Raw genomic sequence first — 26672 nt, forward strand, 5'->3', positions numbered from 1 at the left:
TTAGTAACCTAACAAATTCAGATATTTAGGAACCGCTTGTTGTAATGAAAAATCTTGCGATCGCTGAATCAATAATTCTTGTTTAGTAGGATTGCTTAATACTTTTAACATTGCTGTTGCCAAAGCATTAACATCACCTACTGGTACTAAAAAACCATATTTACCTGCTGCTAGAATTTCTTGCGGACCACTAGGACAGTTAGTAGAAATAACAGGACAACCACAAGCCATTGCTTCAATTAATACAGTTGGTAAACCTTCCCAGCGCGAAGAAAGAACAAAAGCAGTAGCCTTACTCATATAGGGATAAGGATTATCAACAAATCCAGGTAAAGAGACGTCCTCAATAATTTTTAGTTCTTGCATCAATGCTTCTAGTTCTTGTCGTGCTTCACCTTCTCCTAAAATTAACAATCGTGCTTGTTGGGTTTGACGTAAAATAGCAAAAGCTTTAATTAAAGTGCTGAAATCTTTTTGTAGAGTAAGTCTTCCGACAGCTAGAAATACAGGTATAGCTTGATTTTGAAACCAAGGATGATCTAGAGTTGCTTTTGCTTTATCAATCAGTTCTTCATCAACAACCGGATTATAAATTGTATGAAGCTTGTAGGGAACAATACCTAAATATTTACCTAAATCATCGGTTACGCCTTGAGAAACTCCTACAATTGCATCAGCACTGGGATACAGCCATTTCATGAACAATGGTACAAGTTTTGCCCGCAGAAGTTTAGATCTAGCAACAGATAAAGTGTCATGTTCTACCAAAACAAGTCGAGTGTTTGTCGATGCTAATTGTTTTGCCATAACTGCGATCGCATTAGCATGATTCATATGTGACAATAATGCGTCTGGTTTGGTTTGACGTAGATAACCTGATAACGGTGCGATCGCCTTAATGACTCTTCCTGCTTCTAAGTCAATAATTTTGACTTGAGAGGGAACTTGTTCCAAGTATGGACCTTCTTTGCTGGCTAAAACTAAATCTAAAGACACATCGTATTGCAGCATTCCTTTAAGAAGATTTATTGCTACTTTTTCTGCACCACCACCATGTAAAGCAGGTAGGAAAAAAGCAATACGTTTTTTTGATAAAAATTCAGGCATAGTACTAAGCTGTAATTTGTGCTAGCGCACAACTTCGTCAAATAATGCTTCCCATTGACGCATGGCACTATCAAGACTAAATCTTGTGGAAACTTCTGGCGCGCGGTTAGCTAGTTGCTGACGCGCTGCTTCATCTGTCATTAAATGCTGCATTGCCATAGCTAAGGCTGTCACATCTCCATTAGGCACTAAAATACCATCGATGCGATCGCGAATAATTTCTCTAGGACCGCTAGGACAATCTGTACTAATCACAGGTAAACCACAAGCTAAAGCTTCTCCATGCACCATCGGAAAGCCCTCGAATCGAGAAGCCATTGCAAAAAACTTTGCTTGTCTGAGGATCGCAAAAGGATTATTCACAGCTCCAGGCAAAACAACCTGATGAGACAACCCTAACTTATCTACATAAGTTTCTAACTCTTGCCGTAACTCTCCCTCACCTAAAATAATCAATTGCCAATCTGAAAACTGAGCAGCTATTTTCTGGAATGCAGCGATTAATAAGTCAAAGCCCTTTTGATAAGTCAACCTACCCATAGCAACAATCCACTGCTTGTGCAGGTCAAATTGCAGCAGATTAGCTGCATGTTGATTTTCACGAATGATGAGTGGATTGTAAATGACCATTCTCTTTCTTGCAGGTAGCCACTGAAAAGCACTGTCTACACCTTGACTAACACTAACAAGCTTCGCTGTACGAGGATAAGTAATTCGGCGCAGTTTTTCCCAAATAGCACCACCATATTTTATGCCAACATCACAATGTTCTGTGACAATCACTGGATAACCTGTTGCTTGCAGCGATAACACAGTTGTAATGTTAGTTTGATCGACAAAAGAAATCACTACATCTGGTTGGGTAGACTGAATTGCTCTCCTTAACTGTAACAAGCGATAAAGATTATTTCTCACGGCTTGAAAGAGATTAGGAGACTTCTGCATCACATCTAAAGCAATTCTTGTCACTTTTGGTGGCAACTGATAAAAATCATTTTCCTTTCCTGAAAGTGTTACTATAGCAACATTATGTCCTTGCTGCAAAAAGCCCTCTGCCAGCAGAACCAAAACTCGTTCTGCCCCACCACAGGTAAGAGTTGCAGTTACTAGTGTTAATCGCATTGTGCTGCAAATATTTTTAAGTTTTTGTTAGCAAAAAAGAGTAAATACAAAAAAGAGAATAAGTAGACACAGCTAGTGGATAAAGCAATACCACTCACTCCGATCCATTGCATAAATAAGTAGTTGAGACTAATATTAATTAAAAGATTGAAGACTGACACCCACATTAAAATATGATTTAGTCGCATTGAAGTGAGGAGCTTTACCACAAAAATATCTGCTATATAAAAAGGAATTTGCAGGGCGTACAAAGATTGAATTTGAGCAACTATTTGTGTATCTTCAGATGTAAAAGAACCGCGTTGGAATAAGATTTCTACTATTAATTCAGAACTTAGTAGTAATAATCCAGTAAAAGGTATAGATACAGCAAATATCAACCACATATAGCGATTTAATGTGTGGCGTACCCCTGCCCATTCATTGCACGCAACCATCCTAGAAAAATAGGGAATAACTGCTGTACTCAAGGCTGTTGTTGCAAGCGTAATAGGAAATGCAATCACTCGATTGCCATAATTAAGTGATGCTACACTTCCTGGTGCAAGCATGGCAGCCATAGATTGATCGACCAAAGTAGCACTACACATAATAAACGCGCCAATGAGTGCTGGTATGCATTGATAGGCAACTTGGCGTAGTGCTGGATTAATACCATACCATTTCGGCAGCAAAGAAATACCTTGCTTACGCAGTGCTAATCCTAGTAAAATAATTTCTATTGCCGTACCTGCAACGAGTCCTGCTGCTAAAGCAAAGATACCCCAAGACTGGATAAATAGAAAAATAATAGTAACTGCTGGAGTGGCGATTGGAGCTAGTGCCGCTAATGCAAAACGCTCGCCGGCGTTTAAAACGGCTCCCCAAATGGTAACAATACTACTGAGTAAAATAATTGGCGCGATCGCACACAGCAAGTAAAATGTTAAACGGAGTTTTTCTGAATCAAACCCAGATGCAATCAATGGTAGATAAACTGGTGCTGAAAGGATCGTGAGTAAGGTCGTTATGCCAAGTAGACCTAACCCCCAAATCATGGTTGCAGAAAATAAATGTTGCGCCGCTTGTGTACCTTGTTTTTCTCTAACTTGAATGTAAGTAGGAATTAAAGCCGCATTAAAAGAACCAGCAACAACATTAATAATAAAAGCAGGTACTAACAAAGCAATTAAAAAAGCATCAACTGCATCACCAGTACCGAACCTCCAAGCAACTACTAATTCTTTAATTACAGCTGCGATCTTGACAAATGCAGTTAAGATAGCAACCGTAATGGCTGCACCAAAAATTTTCCGGTTGACGGAAGTGCTTGTTAGTTTTGTCCAACCATTTAGTAATCTTTGCACTTGCCAATTCCTTGAAGTAGCTTTCTACTTTAATGAAGTTAATTTACTTGTCTTGACGATAGCTTCATGCAGTAGACAACTATTTTGATTTTTTCAATATCCTTAATAAGGAGATCTAATTAGCTGTTTGAATATATATTTTACAATAAACAGCTATATATCATCGTAGTTTTGGCAATAAATTTATTTAAAAAATTGAAAGTAGCGGAAAATCTCTCAAAAATTCCGCTACAGACTGCTATATTTAAAACTTGTCAAGATTGAGGAATTACCGAGAAGTAAAAATCTGAGTACCTGAATAATTACTTCCCGATCCGTTTGAAGTAACTGTAACAGTGGTTGATAATAAATTATAACCTGTTGCTCCTTCCCATGTATTTTGATTTGCTAGCCGAATAGAGTACGCTGGGCGATTATATAACGTAGATGATGGATCGGGAAGATTAAGAAGAACTTGATACTCTCCACTCGGTATATTTGCTGGAATACCTGCCTCAACTGTGACAGTTTTTGTACTACCAGGTAGCCATTTGCGTGGCTCTTCATTGACTGGTATGTAGTATTCTTTTTTTGTCTGTTTATGACGTAATACAATTTCTACTTTACGGGGATTGTAAGCATTAGCCCAGCCATCATTAGTCACAACAAAATTCATTGCAAAAGTACCTGCTGGCTTAACTTGGTTAGGAATTGTTGACTTGAGTAACCGAAAGCGGTAGCCCAAACGTTTTTTAATTTCTGGCATACAGCCTTGTTTTTCCCAACCTTGTACAACTGTGTGATGAAATTCAAGATTTAAGACACTCCAGCGTAGTTGTGCCATTTCTGTTAACGCATTTGCACACCCAATATAAGGTTGTGCATGGCTACTAGCACTTGCAGTTTCACCGCCATGAACAACATACAAATTATCTGTACTTAAGTATTGTTTATCTCTTTCTACCTGGCGATAAGTATAAAACCCTAAATTATCAGAACTTGCCAAGAAACCATCATTGTGAGTCGCTGTTCTAGCGCGATCGCTTCCGCTAAAAGCTTCACTCGATTTGAGTGGTTGAGTTGTGTTAAACATATCCATTTTCTGCTTGGGAAATGGTAGCGCTACCATTCTTTGTGGAGGTAAGACATTCAGCATTTTAAAAAATATTGCTCTTGAATCTGCTGTAACATCTAAAGTTGTGTTATTAATCAACTGATGAGAAGAACGATTCCACTGTCCCCAAGCACCAATAAATCCTGCTTCTAAATAAGCAATCACATCATGGTTATTTGTTAACACAGGTTGCAATTGTTCTAGATGAGTTAAAATAATATCTCTTGGTGCATCATATCCACCGATGTCCCAATTATAGGCAAAGCGAACTACTAATTTTATCCCAGCTTGTCGAGCTGTATCTAAGTCTTGTTTGACAAATTCAAGAAAAGATTGCGGTAAGCTATTGTAACGATATTGTGGAATGATGTAAAGCCGTCTAGCTAAACTTATATTCCTGCTTTTTAGTGTTGCTAACTCAGAAGCTTTTAAGGGAGATTCTTGATGTCTTGTCAGGTAATTTATATAAAATCCACGCTCAGGATTAGTAAAATTTTCTTGACTTACTTGATAATTTTTCGTTTCTCCACTAACAGTGGTAGCAGCATGACATGAACCAGCAACAGTTAAACTCAGTAATGAAAAAACAATAGGTGTTCGCAAACGCTGTAGAAGTTGTCTTACCATGATTTATCTGAATAGGAAAGATTTCATATTTAGTTTTGATAGTTAGATTTTCATAATAACTATACATAACCAAATAACAAATTGAAGATAGCTTTACTTGTATTTTTTACCCTAGAGCAAATCTACTGAAAATAGAGCTATATTCTGTTTTTCCTTATGCTGATGCTTCAGGATTTGTACTTATTTAAGAATCTATCCTCAACAAAATTGAGGGTAATATTCAGTAATATCTCAGTATTTGAATAGACATTTTGCATCTACTGTTATTTTACTACCACCAATAATTATATACTTAAAAGGTATTGATTGGAGTGTAGTGCGTTGCTAGTAATGGTTGAATTGCTTGGCTTTCTAGAGGTTCTGAGAACAAATAACCCTGTCCATATTTACACTCAAGTGCCCGAATCTGTGCAAGTTGCTTGATTGTTTCTACACCAGTAGCCGTGAGGTTTATATGCAAGTCGTGCGCGATCGCGGCAATAGTTTGCATAATTTCTGCAGTTTCACTGTCAGTAGAACTAATGAGCGTACGATCCAGCTTTAACTTACTAATTTTGTGATTTTGCAGAAGTTGCGGTAATTGCTGAAGTAAGCTCAAGAAAGAGTATCCAACACCAATATTATCTATTTGTAACTGAACACCTAAATTATTTAACTGTTGAATAACTGCCGCAGCACGATCGAGATTTTCTAAAATAACGCTCTCAGCTATCTCTAATCTCAAACTACCTGCTGTCAAATTGACATCTTGCAAGATTTGGGCAACTTGTTTGCTCAAGTCAGGTTGAAAAAACTGCTTGTGCGAGAAATTGATACTCATCGTTAAGCGAATGTGAGGAAATTGGTGTTGCCAAGTTCGGAGTTGTCTGCAGGCTTGACGCAACACCCACCAGCCAATTGGGATAATTAAATCTGTACTTTCGGCGAGATCGATAAATTTAGATGGTGTTATCAAGCCTTGTTGAGGATGTTGCCAGCGTAATAAAGCTTCAAATTCTGTAATCTCATTCGTGTTTAAGTTAACGATCGGTTGATAGTGAATGCGGAACTCGGATTGTGTTAAAGCATTTTGTAAGTCTTTTGCGAGTTGCTGTAGTTTTGTGACTTGATTTAGGCGATCGCTTGAAACAACTGTACTATCCTTAGGAATTGCATTACTTCCTGGTTGATACTCGATGACTAGCTGTTTTAACAAAGAAGCAATAGCTCGATGATCATTTAAATTTGCGGCTTCACAAAGCGCTGCCACCATTGCATCTAAATTTAAAGGAATAATTCCACTTGCATTGCTAACTGAAACAATTTTCTCGTGCTGCGTTGGCTCGTAACGTTCTCCAGGAATAAACAACTCCTCATACAGTTTTTCTCCTGGTCGCAGTCCTGTATACACAATATCAATGTCTTTACCGACTTCATAACCAGAAAGGCGAATGAGATCTTTTGCCAAGTCAACAATCTTAACAGGTTCCCCCATTTTAAGCATAAACACTTCTCCACCTTGACCAATCACCGCAGCTTGCAGTACAAGTTGAACTGCTTCGGGAATTGTCATGAAATAACGGCAAATATCAGGATGTGTAATTGTAATTGGACCGCCTGCTGCAATCTGTCGCTTAAATGTCGGAACTACACTACCTCGACTTCCTAGGACATTGCCAAAACGCACAACAACAAAAGGTTTTTTACTTGTTTGTGCTGCTTTTAAGACCAACATTTCTGCCGCTCTTTTACTCGCACCCATAATACTTGTGGGATTCACAGCTTTATCGGTAGAAATCATGACAAAGTGTTTTACGTTGTAGCGTAGTGCCAAGTCGAGTAGATTTTTTGTTCCGACAACGTTATTTGTAATTGCTTCTGGTGAGTTTGCCTCCATTAAGGGCACATGTTTATGTGCTGCTGCATGGAAAACAATATCTGGTCTAAATTGCTCAAAAGCATATTCTAAGCGCAATGCAAAGCGAATATCAGCAATTAACGTTGTCAGCCGAGGTGGATTTGGGCAAGAATGCCAAGAGTCTAAGACTTGCTTGAGTTCCTGTTGAATGTTGAAAACAGAGTTCTCTCCGTGCCCGACAAGCAATATTTCTGCAGGACAACATTGCAATACTTGACGGCAAATTTCACCACCTATTGAACCTCCAGCACCTGTAATCAAAACTCGCTTGCCATTGAGAAAGTGTGAAACTTCCTTGACATCTGTTTTAATTGGTTCGCGTCGCAGCAAATCTTCAATTTTGACATCTCGAATACTAGCAACATGGGCATTACCACTAAGGATTTCATGCATGCTTGGCAAGGTACTTGTCGCCACACCCAGCGATTGACAGCGATCGACAATTTCTCTTACTGTTTTGCCAGAAACAGTCGGCATGGCAATAATGACGCGCTCGATGTTGAAAGCACGAACAATATCTGGAATGTTACGGCAATCGCCTAAAACGCGAATTCCCCGAATGCGTAAGCCTAGTTTTGTTGCATCATCATCAATAAAACCGACTGCATAAAGACGTAATTCAGGATTATGTTGAATTGTTTGAACTAGCGACACGCCCGCATTACCAGCACCAATAATCAACGCCCGTTCGTACTGGTGAGTTGTTCGCGGTAATTGATACATGCGCTCTACAGCACGTACGCTAAAGCGTACTCCACCAACTAGGAGTAAACTCAGTATGCCATCGAGTAGGGGTAGCGATCGCGGTAAGTCGTCTACTAAGGCACTACTGTAGTAAAGCAGGTAAAATAACCAACTTTGAACAATAACAGCAGCAGTCATAGAAGCCACGACTTGAATAAGTTCATCAATACTGGCATAACGCCAACAGCGACGATAAAAACCAAACAAGTACAGCAGTACGATCTTTACAGCTAAAAATAGGATTGTTACAATAAGAACATCGGTGCCATACACTCTATAGACAAATAATTTGTCTAAGCGCAACGCGAGTGCTAATGCAGGTGTTAATAAGAAAATTGCTGTATCAACAGCAAGAAAATGGCGGTTACGTAACCGCAGCCAAATATTTGATAGTGTATCTATCATGACTTTACGTCCAGGCAAATTTTCAAGATAATTTCCTTTCCTCAACTCAAATTGAAGAAGGATTTTCGTTAACTTAGTAGTATTTGATTAGGGAAATCGGTGGACTTTGGGCAATCGCCTAATATCCGTTGTTTACAAAAATAAAAAATTGTACAGGTTTATATAAGACGTATTGATGAACTGAAAATTTAGTTCAATTACTCCTCGATTAGTCATTACGGACAACCACACATAATTAGTAACAATTAGGGTCTACACTAGTTTTTCTCAGCCTCGTAGGCTAAGCTAATGCTGTGTAAGACATTAATTTTTACACCAAGAAAATTATTTGTTACTACAAGATACCACTAATATTGATAGCTTTTTACCAATTTTTTGTTAAAGCTTCTGTAAATTTTCAATGTTCATTTAATGAAAGCGTGCTTTAACTGTAATTTCTACAGTAATACTTAAATATAAAAACCAGTCCAAAGACAGATAAAAATTGTGTTTGTTTCCAGTTGTCGTACCTGGTATCCAAACATGAATGTTTGTGTTAACTTCTAGAAGAAATTGTACTGGGCAAAAACTAGTTTCAATTTAGTCTGATTGAGAAGATCCAAGTTGGGCAGGCAAAAAATGCCTAACCCTGGGTGCTTTATTGGTGTGGTTGATGCACCAACCTTACATCAAATACCAAGTTAGTTAGTATTAGGTTCAACCCGACCCGAATTAATGCTTGGCTCGACTGGGCGTCTTTGGACGTAGCCAAACAATGCTGACGTTAATACAAGGACAACAGAGACAAATGCCACTACTTCAAGCATAATTTTAAAACGCATATTTTTTAAGCTGTGAGCTTCATCAAACAAGATTAAAGTGTTCCATGTGAATGTATTTGGCAGGAACTTTTAGCTCGTGTAGAGCTTTTTCTGCTTCATCTAAAAAGCGAGGAGAACCACAAAGGAAATAGCGCCAGCCTTCACGATTATCGGGAATGTGTCGTGCTAGGAGATCTTTATCTACGTAACCTGATTCTCCTGCCCAATCTTCAGGGGGTTCTTTAATAACATGAGTCACTGTGAGACTATCTAAGCGCTTATTGAGATATTCTAGATCTTCACGAAAAGCAACATCATCCCACGAACCGTTGGCATAAATTAAGCGAATTGGTCGATGATCGCCGCGTTCCGCAAGCGTAACCATAATACTGATCATGGGGGTAACACCGACACCATTGGCGATCAGGACTAAACCTTTACAGTCAAAACGATCAGGAGTAAAAGCCCCGTGAGGACCATCTAGAAAAGCTTTTGTTCCAGGCTGAACATTTTTAATTGTGTTTGTGAAGTCACCAACAGCTTTGATTGTGAGTGCAACTTGATCGCTGCGATCGCCGTTTGAAGAAAATGAAAACGGATGCTCTTGAATGCGATACGGAGAACGATCTAGAGTAAGCCAAGCAAATTGTCCTGGCAAAAAACGAATGCCTTCGTGTCCCTGCGGACGCAGTACTAATGTGTAAACATCACCCCGCTGAGGGACAACAGTTTCTACCCGATAGGGTTTTTGCATCATCAGCCACGGTTTGAGCAAGCGGACATATATTAAAGAACCAAATGCCAACAAGGCTAATAGTATCCACAACATCGCCTTCCAAGGCAGTGCGAGATAGTAGTTTACACCAAAAGCATGAGCTAGCCCTAAACCTACCGTCGCAACCGCCAGAATTCCATGACTTGTCCGCCACACTTCATAGTTCAGCTTCAGCTTCTCTCGCCATAGTGAAGTCACAACTAGTAAGATTAATGATATCGTCGAAATAACCGCAAATCTTGCTCGCCAAGGCGCTTCAAAGAAGTTAAGTAGTCGTAGATATTCAGCGTCCTGGAAAAATAAAATGATTGGGTGAATCAGGATTAACGCAAAGGCAACTTGGGTAATATAGCGATGGTACTGCAAGACAATATCAATGCCGTAAGGCGCGGCGATCGCATCAAAACGAGCTGTCAATGCAAATTGCAGCATCATCATTGCCAAGCCCACGTAACCCAATGCTGCAGAAAATTCGATCCAAAATCCCCGCCCTCCTGGTGCTGGGTGAATTAACAAAATTAACAAGGGGGAAAGGGTTACTAAGAGGTATAAAACAATCCAAAATGTTCCTGCAACCCAGGGATTTTTCATTTGAAACATCTTTCTCTTTCCACTTAATTTGAGATTGACGTTAAACTACAGCAATCTTATGTTGACTGTGAAAGGCGGTAGAATTTGATAATAGATCTTTTTAAAGATTTTGCTTCAATCAGCTTGCTATGCAACCAACCTTTATATTCCTACTGTACCAAGCAAGCTGAATAAAATAGAGTTAACGATGCTCAAAGCAATTGTGCCAATCAAGGCACTCCAAATTCCCCAACGTAAGCGAAATCCATGTACTAATAATGCTGCTAATCCAAAAATAATTGCATTGATAACAATGCTGAATAAACCCAAAGTTAAAAGATTGATGGGAAAAGCTAGAAAAGCAATAATTGGTCGGACAAAAGCATTGAGAAGTCCAAAAACTGCTGCAGATATTGCGGCTTTTCCAAAACTGTCGATTTCGACACCAATGGGTATTTTTGAAATAATTAAAAAACTGATTGTAGTCACAATCCAATTAATAATAATTCCCATCTAATAACTCCTATAAAAACTCCTTGAGAGTATTTGGTTCAAATCGAGAACCATACACTGTTCATAATTTCATATTATTTGCAGACAATGTGGCGGAAAAGTGACAAGGTGCTTATTGTAATTGAATTAATTTAAAATTAAGTGAGGTGGGATACTGCTCACCTCAAATAGAAAAGTCAATCAGAATGACACTGGACTATCTTTTTGCTGTGCCAGCATAAGTTACACGGTAAATAACACCATTGGTATCATCTGTAAATAATAATGATCCATCGGGTGTCATACCAATACCGACTGGTCTACCAAATTGTGCAGTTCGTTGTTCGTTGAGAAAACCAACAATAAAGTCCTCAATTGCAGTCGGTTTCCCATTTTGATAACGAATGCGGACTACTTTATAACCCACCGGTGGATTGCGATTCCAAGAACCGCGCATTGTCACAAATGCATCATTACGGTATTCTTGGGGAAACTGAGAAGCTGTATAGAAAACCATTGCCAACGGTGCACTGTGAGCAGTATACGTTAGTACTGGTGGTTCAGTTGTGGCACAAAATTCTGCTTTCGATTTACCTTCGGGTTCTGCCGGTAAGTAAACATCAGGACGGCGATCGCCAAAACAGAAAGGCCAACCATAATGTTTTCCTTGCGCAATTAAATTTAATTCTTCCGGTGGTTGATCGTTGCCTCGCCAGTCGCTGCCGTGATCTAGTCCCCAAAATTGTTTTGTTTGGGGATGCCAACCAAAAGGAATTGTATTGCGCAATCCCTCAGCATAAATTGTGCGATCGCTACCATCAGGTTGAGCGCGTAACATTGTTGCGTGTTCTTCATTCGGCTCATCACAAGCATTACAGGTACTACCCACTGAGATGTATAGCATACCATCAGGACCAAAAGCGATCGTGCGGTTGGGGTGTTGCCCTGCATCGGGTAAATCGTCAATGAGAACTTGAGGCTTGCCAACCGTACCGCCACGTCCTAAATCAGAGGCATAAAGTGACGTATCGGTGACGTAATACAAGCGATTTTGATAAATTGTAATACCATTTACAAAAGGTAAATTTGAGGCAATTGTCCGCATTTCGTCAGCACGTCCATCACGATTGCGATCGCGTAGTGCAATGACATCTTGTTGTTCGCGACGGGTAACATAAACTGTGCCATCAGGTGCGATCGCAATATTACGCGGATTTCCTAAGTCTTTAGCAAAAACATTAATCTGAAATCCTGCAGGCATTCTCAATTGCTGCACCAGCGCTTCATCAAACTCTAGTTGTTCTGGTGTTGCCAAATAGCCTTCAACACGCTCAATTCTACGTTGTTCTGGCTGCTGGGAATTTGCGGGAGTACTAATAATGCCTAGAAGGGCGATACCAAGCAAGAATAATTCAAGATTTTTGCGCGTCACAACATTTTTCATGGATATTTGCAAGCTGGCTGGCAAGACTGAAGAGTAGGCTATTTGATCCAGCTATGTAGAAAGAACCACTTAGCATTACTTTAGATAATGCGTACAGCACATTATTTTTATTTAACTGGATTTTAGGCTTAAACTTAGAGTATTCCCAAAGCGATCGCATCTGTCTGATGGCGTAAGCATTAGTGCGCGAGTACGTGGATAAAAATTAACCCAACTCAAAGACTGCTATCAGTCAATGGTCAGTAAATCTGCAAGCAATAATTATGGACTCAATACATTTCTAACGTAGATTGGTGTGATGGGTGTTGGAGAGTGTCAGGAGTTAATGCGTGCAATATTATCTACAGGTTGCATTTCAGCTTTGGCAAAGAAAAAGAACTTACGCTTATTGTGTTTTAGGTGCGGCGATCGCAAGTGGGATGGATCAGGCGATCGCTAGTGAACATTTGGCAAATATTACTTCTGTATCTCAACTCACTGAAGTACATCAAGATTGGGCAAGTTCTGCATTAAGCAATTTAGTTGAACGTTATGGTTGTTTTGCAGGATATCCAGATGCCACATTTCAAGGAAATCAAACCCTTTCACGTGATGAGTTCGCGAGTAGTTTAAATGCTTGTTTGAACAACATCAATCAACCACTTACAGTGATACCTCCAGCAGATTTAGCAACAATCCAACACTTACAAAATGAGTTTGCAACAGAATTAGCAACTCTAGAAGATCGAGTAGATAATTTAGCAGCGCGTGTTGCTGAATTAAGCGCAAATCAGTTTTCTACGACAACAGTGTTAAGTACTTCTATCGTAGTTGCAGCGAGCGATTTAACTGGAGATACTGCTGATAGTAACCCAGACACAAATATTGACTCGAATCTTGCTTTGAACTATCGAGCGCGGATGAATTTCACGACTAGTTTTACTGGTACAGATCGCTTACTTGTACGACTACAAGCATCAAATCGAGTACCGAACTTTAGTAGTATTTCTGCAACAAATGTGACACGACTTTCTTACGAAGTCGGCAACACTGATAACAGTTTCAATTTGAATTTACTTGAATATCGATTTCCTGTAGGCGATCGCCTCAATATTTTCCTTTATGGCAATGCTGCCTCACATCATTACTACACTACCGTTGTCAATCCTTATTTTGCTAGCTTTGGAGGTGCTAAAGGTTCGCCATCGCGTTTTTCTGAACGTAACCCGATTTATCGCATTGGCGATATTAGTGCAGGTGGAGTAGGCGCAGTTTATCGCTTCAATGAAGCATTACAGTTAGATTTAGGCTATCTTGCCCAAAATGCCGGTTTAGCTAACTCTGGTGCAGGGCTATTTAATGGAACGTATAGCGCTTTAGCACAACTTTCCGTCAGACCGACAGCAAATGTAGAATTAGCTTTAACATATGTTCGCAACTACTCGGCTAATGGTGACTTGGCGCATCGTACTGGTAGTACTTTTGCTAATATCCCTTTCGGTTCTGGCGTTGCCTTGACATCTAATTCCTACGGAATTCAAGCTTTGTGGCGAGTTGCACCTCAGCTTGCAGTTAGTGGTTGGTTAGGATACACTCACGCAAATCGAGCTAATGGTGTTGGCGATACAGCAGATATTTTTAATTACGCAATCAACATTGCTTTTCCCGATTTATTTAAAACTGGTGCTGTCGGTGGTTTAGGTTTTGGAATGCCACCGAAAGTTACTAATAATACCATTGTAGCGCGTGAAGATACTGCAACCGGATTGCATTTTGAAGCTTTTTATGAATACCCGCTTACTGAAAATATTACTGTCATCCCAGGTATTATATATCTCACAAACCCCGAACACAACGCTACAAACGGCGATATTTTTATTGGTACAATTAGAACGGTTTTTGGTTTTTAAGATGTCCTCCGACTTAAGTCGGGGCTACTTAGGTAAAGTGTACCTTCGTACACTAAGACAAACAGGGGGTTTATGTTTTTAATCTTCTGAATAACTTATTACTAGTTTTCTAATCACAGTTTTCCAGATCAATCCAGCAATAATTAGTCCAACACCTATTAACCAAATGTGCTGTTCGACCCAAAAAGCTAGGAAAAGGCAAGCTGATAGACCAATCCAAGCAATCCACTTAGGATAAAGTCGTTTTTCATCTGGAATTTGTAATGCTGATAAATCAGTAATTGCGTAGTAGATTAATACAGAAAACGCACTAAAAGACCAAGTTGTTCTCACATCACCAATTAACACTAAACAGGCGATCGCAGTTCCCATAATGAGCACTGCAATATAAGGCGTTGTGCGTGATGAGTTCATTTTGGCAACAAACTTAGGCATATCCTGACGCCGCCCCATAGCTAGTAACACGCGAGATAAACCTAAAACTAAATTGAGTAGAACACCTAACGTTGCCGTTACAGCACCAACTGCCAAAATTAAACCACTACCAGGAATATTAAAGTTTCTTGCTGCAATTTCTAAAGGTGCAACTTGTTCGCTAGTGACTGCGCCTAATGTCTGCGCCCCTACTGAGCCAATACCAACAACTACAACACCAATATAAAGCAACATTGTGATTGTCAGTGTAATAATGATTGCTCTGGGAATTGTCTTTTGTGGTTCTTTGACTTCTTCACCTAATGTGGCAATCCGTCCATATCCAGTGTAAGCAACAAACATCAAAGCGGTTGCTTGCAAAACTGAAGCAACCGGATTATCTGCATCCGCAACAAACGGAGTGAAATTTGTAAATTCAGTAGCAACTACTGTTGGTAAACCAGCCACAATAAAGAAAATGAGTGAGAGTAGCGTAATGGAAACAATCGTAATATTGACAACGTTTGAGCGCTTCACTCCACCCAAAACAATCAAAGTTAATAGTACGACTGCGGCTAAAGCTGTAGGAACTAAATAAGTGCGATCGCTAACTCCCAACACATTCAACAAATAACCTGCAAATCCTAAAGCCGCAGTCGCTGCTGAAGCCGATTTTGCTACTAAAAACATCCACCCTGCTGTAAACCCTAGCCAAGGTGTGAGATATTTATAACCATACTCATAAGCCCCACCACTCACAGGATGACTCGCGGCTAATTGAGCGCTATTTAAGCCATTACACACTGCTACACCCGCAGCAAGCGCCACTGAAATAATCACCGCAGATCCCGCTACACCCGCAGCAATTCCTGTGCTGACAAATACACCAGCACCCACAATTGAACCTAAACCAAGGGCAACTGCACCTACGACACCTAATTCTCGCTTGAGTGATGGTGATGAATTCTGTGACATGTCTCTGTTTACTTAAAGGATTTGAGCGATCGCATGAGGATTTATTTATAAGTTACTCTGAATCAGAACTAGCTTCATCTTCACTGGCTACTTCAACATCTTGAGTTTGTTCATCTCCACTCGCTGCTTCTTGTTTGAGCTGTTCAACTTCTGGTGGTACGATAGGTTGGTAAAATTCAGCGACTTCCCAATCTTGCGTTAACCAAATTGCACCAAAAGGTAAAGCGTAAAATATCAAAGCAATGTAACCAATGGCAGCTACTCGACCTGCTGTCACAAAATTGGCTGATTTTTCGGCAAGCCAAACAGGTAGTTTCCGCGTGTACTTAGTTGGGTAAAGTAGTGCGATCGCATAGAGATCAAACACCATATGCACCCATGCTACTGTTAGGGATGCTACTCCCTCTGCACTTCCATCACTAGCAAGTGACATTGCTGCGATTAAAGCTGTTATCGAGGTTCCTATGTTTGCACCCAAGAAGTATGGCAAGCTTGTCATAGCTACCACTACACCCAGCGCAATAATTGGCACAATATTAGAAACTTAGTACAAGCACCGAATAGAAGAGAAACATCTTGAATTCTCAACAAAGCAAACTTAATATTCCAGCAGGCTACAACTCAGAAGAGACAACAAGCATTTCTCCTGTTGCTACCAATGAAGCCGATCAAAACACTGCTAGTCAAAATCATCAAAACTTTGATACAGAAACTCCTGAGGATACTGCTCCTGCTCCTGGAGAAAACGTTGTCGATCGTCAAATAGATATTATTGCTCGAATGTAAGCAAGATCAAATTAATATTAGATGCTCAAATGTGGGGTAGGTATCTTGCCTGCCCACACTTAAGCTAATCCTAAATCTAAATAATTAGCTTTCATACAGCAGTTAAGTAGTAAACTTAGTACCAGCATCTTCATTTCTCGCCCTGAAATAACTTTTAAGGGCGAGTATTTTTTGTAATAACATTGTTTCAAATTAACAAAAGATTAAACTTATTTTAACGATTAATTAAGTTTAGATTTTTACTGCATTATGTAGAAAATTCTGAATTTTCTAATATAAAATTTATTCATTAATCGTACAGCTTGACTACAACTAAAATTGAACAGAAATTCACAATAAATTTAGCAAAATCTATTACTAAATCAGTATACTTATCTTCCCTTAGGAACCACAGCACACAAACAAGGTCGCGTTGCTGGGGAAAATGCTGCAGGTGGAAATCGAGAATTTGCTGGTTGTTTGGGTACTCAAGTTGTCAAAGTTTTTGAGCTGACGATCGCCCGTACTGGTTTACGCGACTCAGAAGCTGCAGAAGTTGGTTTTGAGTCTGTAACTTTAGAGACAGAAATTTGGGATCATAAAGCATGTTATCCTGGATCGCAGAAGCTACACATTCGCATTACAGGCGATCGCCACACCCAGCGCTTACTAGGCGCTCAAATTGTCGGTCATTAAATCACAAATGCCTCCGACTAAAGTCGGGGCTACCCAAGGAAAGTGTACCTAAAACAAGACTTCTACCGTCAGTCCACCTCCGTGGACTTTGTTTGTTTAACAGCGAATTCATTCGCACTCGCTCGCATTATTACCGAGTAACGCGTAGTATCTTGTCTTGTCCTGCGGGACAGCTACCTCTGCCATCACAGTTACTTGTTGTGATATAAAGTTCTCCATCAAGACCCATCACAGCATCTCGTAGCCTACCATGTTCGCCTTGTAAGTAAACTTCATGTTGTTGAATTTGCTGAGAATTAGGATCGAAAGCAACGCGATGCAAGTGTTCAGAACGCAGTGTTGCAATCATCAAATTACCTTGCCACTCTGGAATTGCATTTCCGGTATAAATTGTTGCGCCTCCTGGCGGTGCGGCTTCTCGCCAGACTAAAGAGGGAGTTACTAATCCTTCTTGCGATTCACAGCGATAAATTGTAGGCCATCCTAAATTATCGCCTGCTGTGGCAACACTGACTTTGTCGTGACCGCGTCTACCAAGTTCGCCACTAGGACCATGATCTGTTACCCACATTGTTGATTCGTTTGCCCAGTCAAAACCTTGCGTATTGCGAATGCCGCTGATATATACAGGATTACCTGGAAATGGATTATCTTGGGGAACTTCACCATCAGGTGTCACGCGCAAGATTTTACCAGCTAAGCTGCTATTATCCTGAGAAATATCTGGATCTCTCGCATCCCCAGTGCCAATATAGAGCATCCCATCTGGACCAAAGCGAATACGTCCGCCATTGTGATAGAGTGCGACTGGAATATCATCAACAATCATGCGATCGCGAGTCGCACTCGTTCCGTCTTGTGATAATTGCCAGCGTTCGACTCGATTTATTGGTGTTCCGTTGCGATCGGCAGTGTAATATACATAAAATAGTCGGTTTTCTGCAAAATCAGGATGAGCTGCAATGCCAAGCAAGCCACCTTCACCGCTATCAGTAACATTAATTGTTGCCACAGGTGCAGATTCTAATTGACCATTTCGGACTAATCGCACTCTTCCTGGTCTTTCTGTCACCAACATATCGTTGTTAGGCAGAAATGCAATTCCCCAAGGAACTTCTAAGCCAGTTACAACTTCTTCGGTTCGCACATTAACTTGTCCTTGTGGACCTGCGCCTTCAGGTACTAAAGTACAAGCTTGTTGGTTTGCACTTGCTAATTGTGATTGAGGTGATTGAGCAACGTTGCCATTACTAGAAACTTGTTCTGAGGATTGTACCCCACAAGCCGCAACACCTAATGTACTCATACCTGCTACTACACTGGCAATAATTCTTGTCAGCTGCATTTATACCCTCCAATTATGTTAACTTGAAATTTGATTTTATAAACTTGCTTTTTACACATTCAAGTTTTGAGAAAATGACATCATTGATATAGTTTTCTTGATGAAGATTTTATTGAAATTGTTTCATAGTCTGACTGGTAATTAAGTAGAAAATTAATATCAATCAGTTGACAGATAAAAAGTCTCAAATTCAAAATTCTTAGCGATTATAAATTGCAGCTATACATACAAAATTAACTTTGTGGCTTTTTTTTATTTAGTTCATGTATCTTGGAATTTGTTCGTTTACTAACGAATTTAGTTCACCAATTGTTTCTGAGTTTTTTACTTACAATGTGATGAAATTATCCCTGAAGTCATTACTTAATACTGCTAATTTAAACGAAATATGTATTTTTAACTATTATAGCGTAACAGTAGAAGTTAACCGCTGCCATAATAACTTGTACTTCTATGTAATTCTTCCTATAGATAAAAGACACACAGTTAAGTAAGCTAAATCGAAAAAATAAGATCAAGAGAAAGGAACTCAGCAGTTGATACGAGATCGTGCGATCGCTGATTGCCCAATTAGCTAGATCTTCTTAAAAATATTAATTGAGGAGTAATATTTGATATGCTGCGAAAAATCTCAACTGCAAGGAAGTCGGGCGCGTGTCTCAGCAGAATATTTGGGAATATCTAAAACGCTTGCTAATCGCAGTCGGCATTATTGGGCTATTTATCATCTTGCTTCTCTTTGCTTGGGCAATTATTGATGTCTTACTATTAATTTTTTTAGGGTTGCTCTTAGCTGTAGTGCTGCGTACCCTAGCAAAACCTATAGCTCGTTATACGCCTTTAACTGCCCAATGGTCATTAGGTGTCGTTGTATTGTTGCTTGTCGTTGTCATCGGAGTTGGCGGGTGGTTTTTTATTCCAGAGGTTTTGAGCCAAACTGAACTATTTGTGCAACAAATTGGAGTCGGTATCAACCAAGTGCAAAATTTTTTAGCTCAGTATACTTGGGGTCAACAGTTACTAGAGCAAATGCCTGGTGGTGATGGAGGATTGCCAATATCTAACTTACTCAATCAGTTTGTGAATGCTTTCACTTTGACTTTAGAAGGGCTAGCCAATACGCTGTTTGTACTTTTTATTGGCATATTTTTAGCTGTTGATCCAAATCTCTATCGCAGTGGAGTTGTCAGTTTAGTACCCTCGCAAGGACGCGATCGCGCTCGAGAAGTTATTGCAGATGTCGTCCATGTACTACGTGCTTGGCTGTTAGGACGAGTGATTTCTATGATTGCGATTGGGGTTGTGATTGGAATTGGATTGACATTGCTTGATATCCCCCTTGCCTTAGTTTTAGGGATCATTACCGGATTGTTGGAGTTTATTCCTGTTGTCGGACCAATTCTTTCTGCAGTTCCCGCAATTATTATTGCGATTAGTCAAGGGTTTATGCCCGCAGTTTACGTTGCGATATTTTATCTTGTTGTGCAACAGTTAGAAGGCAATGTACTCACACCAATCGTACAGCAAAAAACTGTTTCTTTACCACCAGCAATTACTCTAATTGCCGTGTTAGCAATGAGTGCGTTGTTTGGTCCCTTGGGAGCATTAGTTGCTACACCACTTGCGGCAGTTATTATGGCTTTGATTAAAATGCTTTACGTGCAAGATATCCTTGGTTCTCCTAGAGGGGCGAGGGGTGAGTGACTAGTGGAAGAGTAGGAGTGTGGGTAATAGAGTTTTGAGTTTTGAGTTTTGAGTTTTGAATTGAAGAAAGTTTTATAACTCATAACTCAACACTCTTAATGAGTAACTCTCTTAATCTCCCCGCCTACCCTACTACCCGCTTACCCACCTACTCCTACTGTTTAGTGACGAGTTTTAGTTATCAAGTAGCACTTTTGGATCGTCGTCAATTGAGAGCAGAAATTGAATCAAGTCAGTTTGGTCTTTGACAGAAAAACCAGCTTGCTTGTCAACCCAGTAATTGTGACCGCTACCATCGACATTAACTCGTTGCAAGTCAGAATTAGCACGATTAGCAGCAACGACAGGTTTACGCAGCTTGCGATCTACAAGTACTCGCAAACTTGCACTTGGATCGGGTTGGATGTTTTGTAGTAAAGTACCAGCCATTCCTAACTGATCGGGGTTAGCTATCTTAAAGCCTTTTTTATCAAGCTTGATTGCTTCTGAACTTGCAGCAACACCTCCATCGTGTAAATATGGTGCACTGAGATAAAGTCCAATTAAGTTAGGAACTTTAAATCCTCCCAAAGGATCGCTCTGTGCGTAAGCTAGTTCAATATCTTCTTTGGGTGTGATATCTGTAGGAACTGGTATGACAGGAGGATCGGGTGGTAAAGGGACAGATACATTAGGTGGATAAGTTTGGGGTGGTACAAATAGTTTGGCAAAACCTTTTGATGCTTGGGCACGGGATGGTTGCGTACCAATTTCGCGTTGAGCAATCACATCGTGGTTTGTAAAGTAGCGTCCGCTGTGACAATCGACACAACCTGCTTTGTTAAAGATTGCTGCACCATGCTTTAAGACTTCGCTATCATTTGTTGGTTGATACGGTGGTGGCGCTAGCGTGTTTTGATACGCCGACATAGCATTAATTTGCTCTGCGACTTGATATCCTGGAGAAGCTGCCATTAACCCGTTTTGCATAAATAAACTACCTTTGGGGTATTCTGGCATTTTGATCACTTCGTTGAAACCTGGTTCTCCTGGGGTGGGATCAATTTTCTCAAAAAATTCCGATGGTTTGACTTTTTCTGGCAAGCGGAATTTAGGATTTGAGGCATTTTGGAGCATCGTCCCTAGATAAATCTCTTTATCAACTCCCAAGAGTTCGCCACCTGCATCAGCTGTCGTTGCGGGATCTGCATTGACACCAAACACGGCATTATTTAATGTTGTTAAACCGTGGAACCAGCCAACAGAAGCAACACCACTCCAACTATAAGGCCAAGAGCCGTGAGTGTAAGATGAAGGAATTTGCGAAGGATTATTTTTTAAGTCTCCATTTGAGGTAAAGTTTCCAGGAGGCCAAGATAACAAGTCAATATCAACCGCATCTTCCATTGCTTTGATATCTGGTAAGCGGGCTTCTTGTCCGTCTTTGTTAATGTAAATGCGTTCGCCTAATGGCATTTCAGTAGGATTTGCACTCGCTTGACGAAACAATGCTGCGGAGTTACTTGCAAATGCAATAATTAAACCCGTGTCTACATCATTATTTGGCGCACCTTCTAAAACACGTCCTGTTTCTGAACTGACTGTTGCATGACACAACGCACAAGTCACACCGACACGAACTTTACCTCGATCCAAAAATGAGCGAATTCCTAAAGGAAACAGCGAACCTTTGGGAACATCGATACCTGTATTGAGTACTGTACCCTCATTAAAAATGCGATTACCTACCGTAACATCTTCATCCAAAGTGACTTGTAAATTTGTTGTTGGTTTTCCTCCCAATGCCAAGATTGCTTTGCTCAAACTCCCAATATTCAACGGTCCATCCAGAATTCCAATGACATCAGTAAATAAATACTCATTGCCAAACGTTTCTAAGTAAAACGCTTTACGACCGACATCGACAAGTTCTTCACTGACTTCTACTGCACCATTTTCTGGCGAAAGTTCTTGTCTTCCTATCTCAGTTTGCAACAATTGGTCAGCTTCCGCCTTACTTACTGTATGACCTAGCACATCATACCAACCAATCTCTTGTGATGTAGGCTTCGTGAGTGGTGTATATGTGTTGTAAAGACTTGGCGGTGTTCCAGGAAGTGCGAGTTCAATGCGAAAGGCAATAAACCCGACAAGAACAACCAAAGAAATTAAAATGATGATTGGACGTAATCGCATACGTACCTCATTAATAGAGCTGTTAGCGATTAGCAATTCGCTTTTAGCTAAATACCGATCGCTTTTACGAGTTTTCTTTGTGTAACTGTGGTTTCAACTGCTAAGCCTTCTATCGCCGGAAGCATCCTAACCTTTAGCAACTCCTACGGGGAATGCGCCAATGGGGTTTTTAATCAGCCTCAACTTTCCAAGGTTGCCAAGACTTCTGTTTAACCTCAATCTCACCTTTCTGAGGAGTTGCATCCCAGCGAGTGATTCCATCTTCTTGCCAGAATCGTAATTTAATACAAGCCTCGCCAACCTCTAAACGGTTGAGAGTAATCTCCGGTATCCAATGTGGCAGACAAGGATCGACATAAAGAAGTTTATTAGGAGCATCTGCCTGCAAGCCTAAAATTGCTTGCAATAAATGAAAGATTGAACCAGCTGCCCAAGCTTGAGGGACATTTGCTTCAATGTATGGTACTGGAAAAGCACCAGGCGATCTGGTGACACCAGAGTAAAGTTCAGGTAAACGATAGCTAGCAAAATAGCTCGTTGCCTCAAAAAGGTCACGCGCTAGCCGCGCTGTTTCTTCTTTGAAGCCATAGCGCTTCAACCCTAAGGCAATGATGCCATTGTCATGAGGCCAGATACTCCCTCGATGGTAAGAGAAAGGATTAAAAGCAGGATTATTCGCCGATAAAGTACGAATACCCCAACCACTGTACATATCTGGTGCCAGTAATTTTTGCACAACCTTTGCTGCACGTTCAGGAGAGACAATACCACTCCACAAGCAATGTCCTGGATTTGACGCAACAGTTCGCACTGGCTTTTTATCAGGATCGAGCGTCAAAGCATAAAAACCGATGTCTTCGCACCAAAAAGTTTCTTCAAACTGTGCTTGGAGTTTTGCCGCTTTACAGCGTAGATGGTTAGCGCGATCGCATTCATCCAAATAATCAAAAATTTCTGCCATGCGCATCCACGCATCAAAAACATAGCCTTGTAGTTCGCATAAGGCTTTTGGTGCTTTTACTTGGCTACCATCAGGATAGACAATGGCATCTCCTGAATCTTTCCAACCTTGATTTTCGATACCACTGGGCGATCGCGTTTGATATTCTTGAAATCCATCACCGTCCAGATCGCCGTAGCGATCAATCCACTCTATGCACTGCAAGATCGTATCGCGATAGTCGTGCAACAAGGAGTCGTCACCCGTCCATTTCCAAGCCTCGTGCAGCACAATAAGATACAAAGTTGTTGCATCTGCTGTACCGTAATAAGGTGTATGCGGAATCTTTTGAAAATGTGCGAGTTCTCCTTTACGAATCTCGTGTAAGATTTTACCTGGTTGAGCATCGCGCCAATCGTCCATTTCTGTAGCTTGCAACTGCGCGAGTTTCTTTAGCGTTCCGCGAGCAAAACCAGGGTGTGTAATCATGTTTTGCAGCGTGACAATTAAACTATCGCGCCCAAAAAGAGTGACAAACTTGGGTACACCCGCCGCTGGAAGCCATACATCAGGACCAAAATCATAATCGTATAGTCGTAATGCACCCGTATCACTAACCGACTGACGATATGCTCGATAAACCTCTTCGTTGGTAACTGTCACTTCTGTAACTATTTCTAACCAGCGATGATAAAGTTTTTCTAACTCGGTGTTAATTTCCTCATCGACTGCTTTGTAGTAGCAAATATGAATCGGTTCGCGTTTTACATCATTTTCTACCAAAATGTAGTTTCCACAGGTGTGCCAGCTTTCGCCTGGTTCTAAGGCAATTTCAAAGTTAATCCGACCATTTGCGTAGTGGGGTTGTGAGTCATAGTTACGCGGTTGGTAAATTAAACTGCGGAAAAAATCTTTATTTTTGTAGATCGTATGCAGTTCTTTTTTTTCATTATCCCAGTTTGTTTCCAAACAACCCCGACGCACTAATTGACCAGAGTTCACTTCAAAAATATCGGCAAAGTCTGATCGCAACGCAATTTCTAGAGTAAACTTTGCTGGTCTGAGTCCGTAGTTTGTTAGATCGAGATCTTCATGAATTCCATGTTCTACTGTGCGGCTAATAATTAAAGATAGAGAATTTTGTTCAATATTTCCCTCTTCAGTAATAATTTCTGGATTGGTTAAATAAACTCGTGATGCATAGTATGTCGTTGTAGTTGAGCGCAAACGTACCCACGAACTACTATTGGCATAACAGGCGTAGTAACTCAAAAAACGAGTATCTTCGGCAAAAATTCCTAAAAAACCATCTTGCTGAATTTGACCATCCAAATCAGTAACCATGAACGTTCCGCCATGATTGATGGTTAAAATTGGGGGACCGACGGTGATGCGCATATATCTCCTTAGATGAATAAATGTGAGTTGAATGTTGGTAATTGGTAACTGGTAACTGGTAATTGGTAACTGGTAACTGGTAATTGGTAACTGGTAACTGGTAATTGGTAACTGGTAATTGGTAACTGGTAATTGGTGATTGAAAAAAGATCCATTACCCACTAAAGTACTGGCAAAACTTTTTCGCCAAAGACATCAATAAATGCCTGCTGTTCGCGATTGACATTGTGAAGTGTGATGACTTCAAAGCCGAGTTCGATATCTTTTTGCAACCATTCGATGTGTTGTTGGAGATCGGGGGAGATGCGGACGTATTGATACATATCCTTTGGTTTGACAAAATCGGCGATCGCATCAAATTGCTGAGGACTGCGCAAATCGGCTAATACTGGACTTGTAAAAATGTTTGTCCGCCATTGATCGTAAGCACCCTCTAGTGCTGTAGCTTCATCTGCAGCATAAGAAAGCTGTACTTTAAGATATATTGGTTTTCCTTCCCCGCCACCACGCCGAAATGCTTCTACGACTTCTTTTAACTTTTCGTGAGGGTGCGATATTGTAATCATCCCATCTGCCCACCCTGCTAACCACTCAGCAGTTTGTGGTGTAATCGCTGCACCAATAATTTTAGGGGTAACTTGAGGGCGAGTATAAAGCTTTGCTTCTTCGACGCGGACTAAACCGTAATGAGTAACAGTTTCGCCTTGCCATAAAGCCCGCATAATTTCAGCACACTCTTGCAAACGTGCATTGCGTTCCTCTTTAGCAGGCCAGCGATCGCCTGTAATTTTCTCATTTAATGCTTGACCACTACCCAAAGCTACCCAAAATCGTTCGGGAAACATTTCGGCTAATGTTGCTGCAGCTTGGGCAACGATTGCTGGATGATAGCGCTGTCCTGGAGCACAAACAACTCCAAAAGTCAATGGTACAGCTTGCATTGCTGCGCCTAGCCACGACCAGGCATAACCACTCTCGCCCTGGCGATCGCTCCAAGGGTAGAAATGATCCGAACATGATATCCGCTGAAATCCTGCACTATATGCAGCTTGAGCGTATTGTAGCAGAGTACTGGGTTTAAATTGTTCGTGCGAACAGTGGTAGCCAAATTTAGCCATATTACTAATTCATAATTTGTAATTAATTTCCTGCTTCCTCTACCCCCTGCTTACCCGTACGTAGCAACCTTGAAGCAAAACGCTATCACAGAAGCGATCGCAAAAACATTTGTGTGATGTAGTATTGATTTCCCTCTTGCCAAACACCCACACCCGTTTCGGCAAAGACGGAACGTAAAATATTTTCACGGTGTCCAGGACTCTCCATCCAACCTTGAACTGCAGCAGGGACAGGATCGGAGATATTTGAACTGCGAAATAAATTTTCGCCCACCATTAAATACATAATTCCACCATCGCGCACTCGTTGTGCCGGATTATCACCATCTGGTCCTGTGTGACTGAAGAAATTTTCCTGCGCCATTCTTTGACTATATTGCCGTGCCACTTGGGCTAATCTTTCGTTGTTTTCCAGCGGTTGCAAATTGTTCTCCAAGCGAATTTCATTAATTTGTTGGCGAATCGCCGCTTCCATTTCAGCAATGTTTGGTGTTTGCGCAGGAATTGAAGGTAACGGTTGATTAATGAACTGATCTGCGCCAGGTATTGATAAAACCAATTCTCTTACAGAGTCACACCCTCCTAAAATCAAGGCAATAGGTGTACTTAAAACACATAATCTCCACAAAAATCGACTTTTGTTCATGCGGATGCTGTACTAGCTAAAGCTCTAACACGCGTAGATTCACTTACTCTTCTACCCTAAGCTGGAAGTTCAAAAAGTGGCAATTTCTTCCCTATTTGTACAATTCACTCTTGACTGCAGTGCGATCGCATGTTCAAATAAATTACCAAAATGCCCTCAGCCTTGCTGAGCCAATACCTGCTATT

The 26672-nt window shown here is 40.6% G+C and carries 19 protein-coding genes and 1 pseudogene; 4 read left to right on the plus strand and 16 right to left on the minus strand.

All coding sequences use genetic code 11. The features are described from left to right. The 9 genes from CSQ79_RS21400 to CSQ79_RS21435 all read right to left on the minus strand — a co-directional run bounded on the left by CSQ79_RS21400 (position 1) and on the right by CSQ79_RS21435 (position 12422). Positions 1 to 1107: a glycosyltransferase gene (locus CSQ79_RS21400; protein WP_099703147.1), complete on the minus strand. Its 1107-nt coding sequence runs from the start codon at positions 1105 to 1107 to the stop codon at positions 1 to 3. Positions 1108 to 1128: 21 nt separating this feature from the next. After that, positions 1129 to 2229 (minus strand): glycosyltransferase family 4 protein, encoded by a 1101-nt coding sequence (locus CSQ79_RS21405; RefSeq protein WP_099703148.1) that lies wholly within the window; start codon positions 2227 to 2229, stop codon positions 1129 to 1131. Then, entirely contained in the window at positions 2220 to 3575 is a 1356-nt protein-coding gene (gene murJ, locus CSQ79_RS21410; protein ID WP_099703149.1) for a murein biosynthesis integral membrane protein MurJ, read from the minus strand. The genes CSQ79_RS21405 and murJ overlap by 10 nt, the downstream gene beginning before the upstream one ends. A gap of 268 nt (positions 3576 to 3843) precedes the next feature. After that, positions 3844 to 5295, minus strand: coding sequence for a DUF4832 domain-containing protein (locus tag CSQ79_RS21415; protein WP_099703150.1), 1452 nt, complete (start codon positions 5293 to 5295; stop codon positions 3844 to 3846). A 292-nt stretch (positions 5296 to 5587) separates the two neighbouring features. Further along, positions 5588 to 8341 (minus strand): polysaccharide biosynthesis protein, encoded by a 2754-nt coding sequence (locus tag CSQ79_RS21420; protein WP_099703151.1) that lies wholly within the window; start codon positions 8339 to 8341, stop codon positions 5588 to 5590. 680 nt (positions 8342 to 9021) lie between these two features. Beyond that, on the minus strand, positions 9022 to 9162 hold the full coding sequence (locus tag CSQ79_RS28285; RefSeq protein ID WP_289501401.1) for a hypothetical protein: 141 nt from the start codon (positions 9160 to 9162) through the stop codon (positions 9022 to 9024). 22 nt (positions 9163 to 9184) lie between these two features. After that, positions 9185 to 10516: a ferredoxin reductase family protein gene (locus CSQ79_RS21425; RefSeq protein WP_502693950.1), complete on the minus strand. Its 1332-nt coding sequence runs from the start codon at positions 10514 to 10516 to the stop codon at positions 9185 to 9187. 132 nt (positions 10517 to 10648) lie between these two features. Next, complete coding sequence (locus tag CSQ79_RS21430) at positions 10649 to 10999, minus strand: phage holin family protein (protein ID WP_099703152.1); 351 nt, start codon at positions 10997 to 10999, stop codon at positions 10649 to 10651. A 196-nt stretch (positions 11000 to 11195) separates the two neighbouring features. After that, complete coding sequence (locus CSQ79_RS21435) at positions 11196 to 12422, minus strand: PQQ-dependent sugar dehydrogenase (RefSeq protein ID WP_099703153.1); 1227 nt, start codon at positions 12420 to 12422, stop codon at positions 11196 to 11198. Between the two features lie 329 nt (positions 12423 to 12751). On the opposite strand from CSQ79_RS21435, the gene CSQ79_RS21440 reads away from it, so the two are divergent. After that, on the plus strand, positions 12752 to 14311 hold the full coding sequence (locus CSQ79_RS21440; protein ID WP_099703154.1) for an iron uptake porin: 1560 nt from the start codon (positions 12752 to 12754) through the stop codon (positions 14309 to 14311). Between the two features lie 78 nt (positions 14312 to 14389). On the opposite strand, the gene CSQ79_RS21445 is transcribed toward CSQ79_RS21440, so the two are convergent. Then, positions 14390 to 15700, minus strand: coding sequence for an APC family permease (locus CSQ79_RS21445; protein WP_099703155.1), 1311 nt, complete (start codon positions 15698 to 15700; stop codon positions 14390 to 14392). A 52-nt stretch (positions 15701 to 15752) separates the two neighbouring features. Beyond that, positions 15753 to 16199 carry a hypothetical protein gene (locus tag CSQ79_RS21450; RefSeq protein WP_143755486.1) on the minus strand — a complete coding sequence of 149 codons (447 nt, stop codon included), beginning with the start codon at positions 16197 to 16199 and terminating at the stop codon, positions 15753 to 15755. Positions 16200 to 16276: 77 nt separating this feature from the next. Between CSQ79_RS21450 and CSQ79_RS21455 the strand changes: the two genes are divergently transcribed. Together CSQ79_RS21455 and CSQ79_RS21460 are read left to right on the plus strand one after the other, a co-directional pair. After that, complete coding sequence (locus CSQ79_RS21455; RefSeq protein WP_099703157.1) at positions 16277 to 16486, plus strand: hypothetical protein; 210 nt, start codon at positions 16277 to 16279, stop codon at positions 16484 to 16486. 354 nt (positions 16487 to 16840) lie between these two features. Beyond that, positions 16841 to 17158: pseudogene (locus CSQ79_RS21460) on the plus strand (oxidoreductase dimerization domain-containing protein); the annotation flags it as partial. A gap of 133 nt (positions 17159 to 17291) precedes the next feature. On the opposite strand, the gene CSQ79_RS21465 reads toward CSQ79_RS21460, so the two are convergent. Further along, positions 17292 to 18506: a PQQ-dependent sugar dehydrogenase gene (locus CSQ79_RS21465; protein ID WP_099703159.1), complete on the minus strand. Its 1215-nt coding sequence runs from the start codon at positions 18504 to 18506 to the stop codon at positions 17292 to 17294. A 654-nt stretch (positions 18507 to 19160) separates the two neighbouring features. On the opposite strand from CSQ79_RS21465, the gene CSQ79_RS21470 reads away from it, so the two are divergent. Then, on the plus strand, positions 19161 to 20210 hold the full coding sequence (locus tag CSQ79_RS21470) for an AI-2E family transporter (protein ID WP_099703160.1): 1050 nt from the start codon (positions 19161 to 19163) through the stop codon (positions 20208 to 20210). A gap of 174 nt (positions 20211 to 20384) precedes the next feature. On the opposite strand, the gene CSQ79_RS21475 is transcribed toward CSQ79_RS21470, so the two are convergent. From CSQ79_RS21475 to CSQ79_RS21490, 4 genes are all read right to left on the minus strand, one after another. Then, the gene (locus CSQ79_RS21475; protein ID WP_099703161.1) at positions 20385 to 22385 is read right to left on the minus strand and encodes a di-heme oxidoredictase family protein; all 2001 of its coding nucleotides are present in this window, start codon (positions 22383 to 22385) and stop codon (positions 20385 to 20387) included. A gap of 169 nt (positions 22386 to 22554) precedes the next feature. Continuing rightward, on the minus strand, positions 22555 to 24723 hold the full coding sequence (locus CSQ79_RS21480) for an amylo-alpha-1,6-glucosidase (RefSeq protein ID WP_099703196.1): 2169 nt from the start codon (positions 24721 to 24723) through the stop codon (positions 22555 to 22557). A 161-nt stretch (positions 24724 to 24884) separates the two neighbouring features. Further along, entirely contained in the window at positions 24885 to 25841 is a 957-nt protein-coding gene (locus CSQ79_RS21485; protein ID WP_099703162.1) for a TIGR03885 family FMN-dependent LLM class oxidoreductase, read from the minus strand. 85 nt (positions 25842 to 25926) lie between these two features. Then, positions 25927 to 26487 carry a CAP domain-containing protein gene (locus tag CSQ79_RS21490; RefSeq protein WP_099703163.1) on the minus strand — a complete coding sequence of 187 codons (561 nt, stop codon included), beginning with the start codon at positions 26485 to 26487 and terminating at the stop codon, positions 25927 to 25929. Positions 26488 to 26672 lie beyond the last annotated feature (185 nt).

This window comes from Gloeocapsopsis sp. IPPAS B-1203, assembly GCF_002749975.1.
Classification (GTDB): domain Bacteria; phylum Cyanobacteriota; class Cyanobacteriia; order Cyanobacteriales; family Chroococcidiopsidaceae; genus Gloeocapsopsis.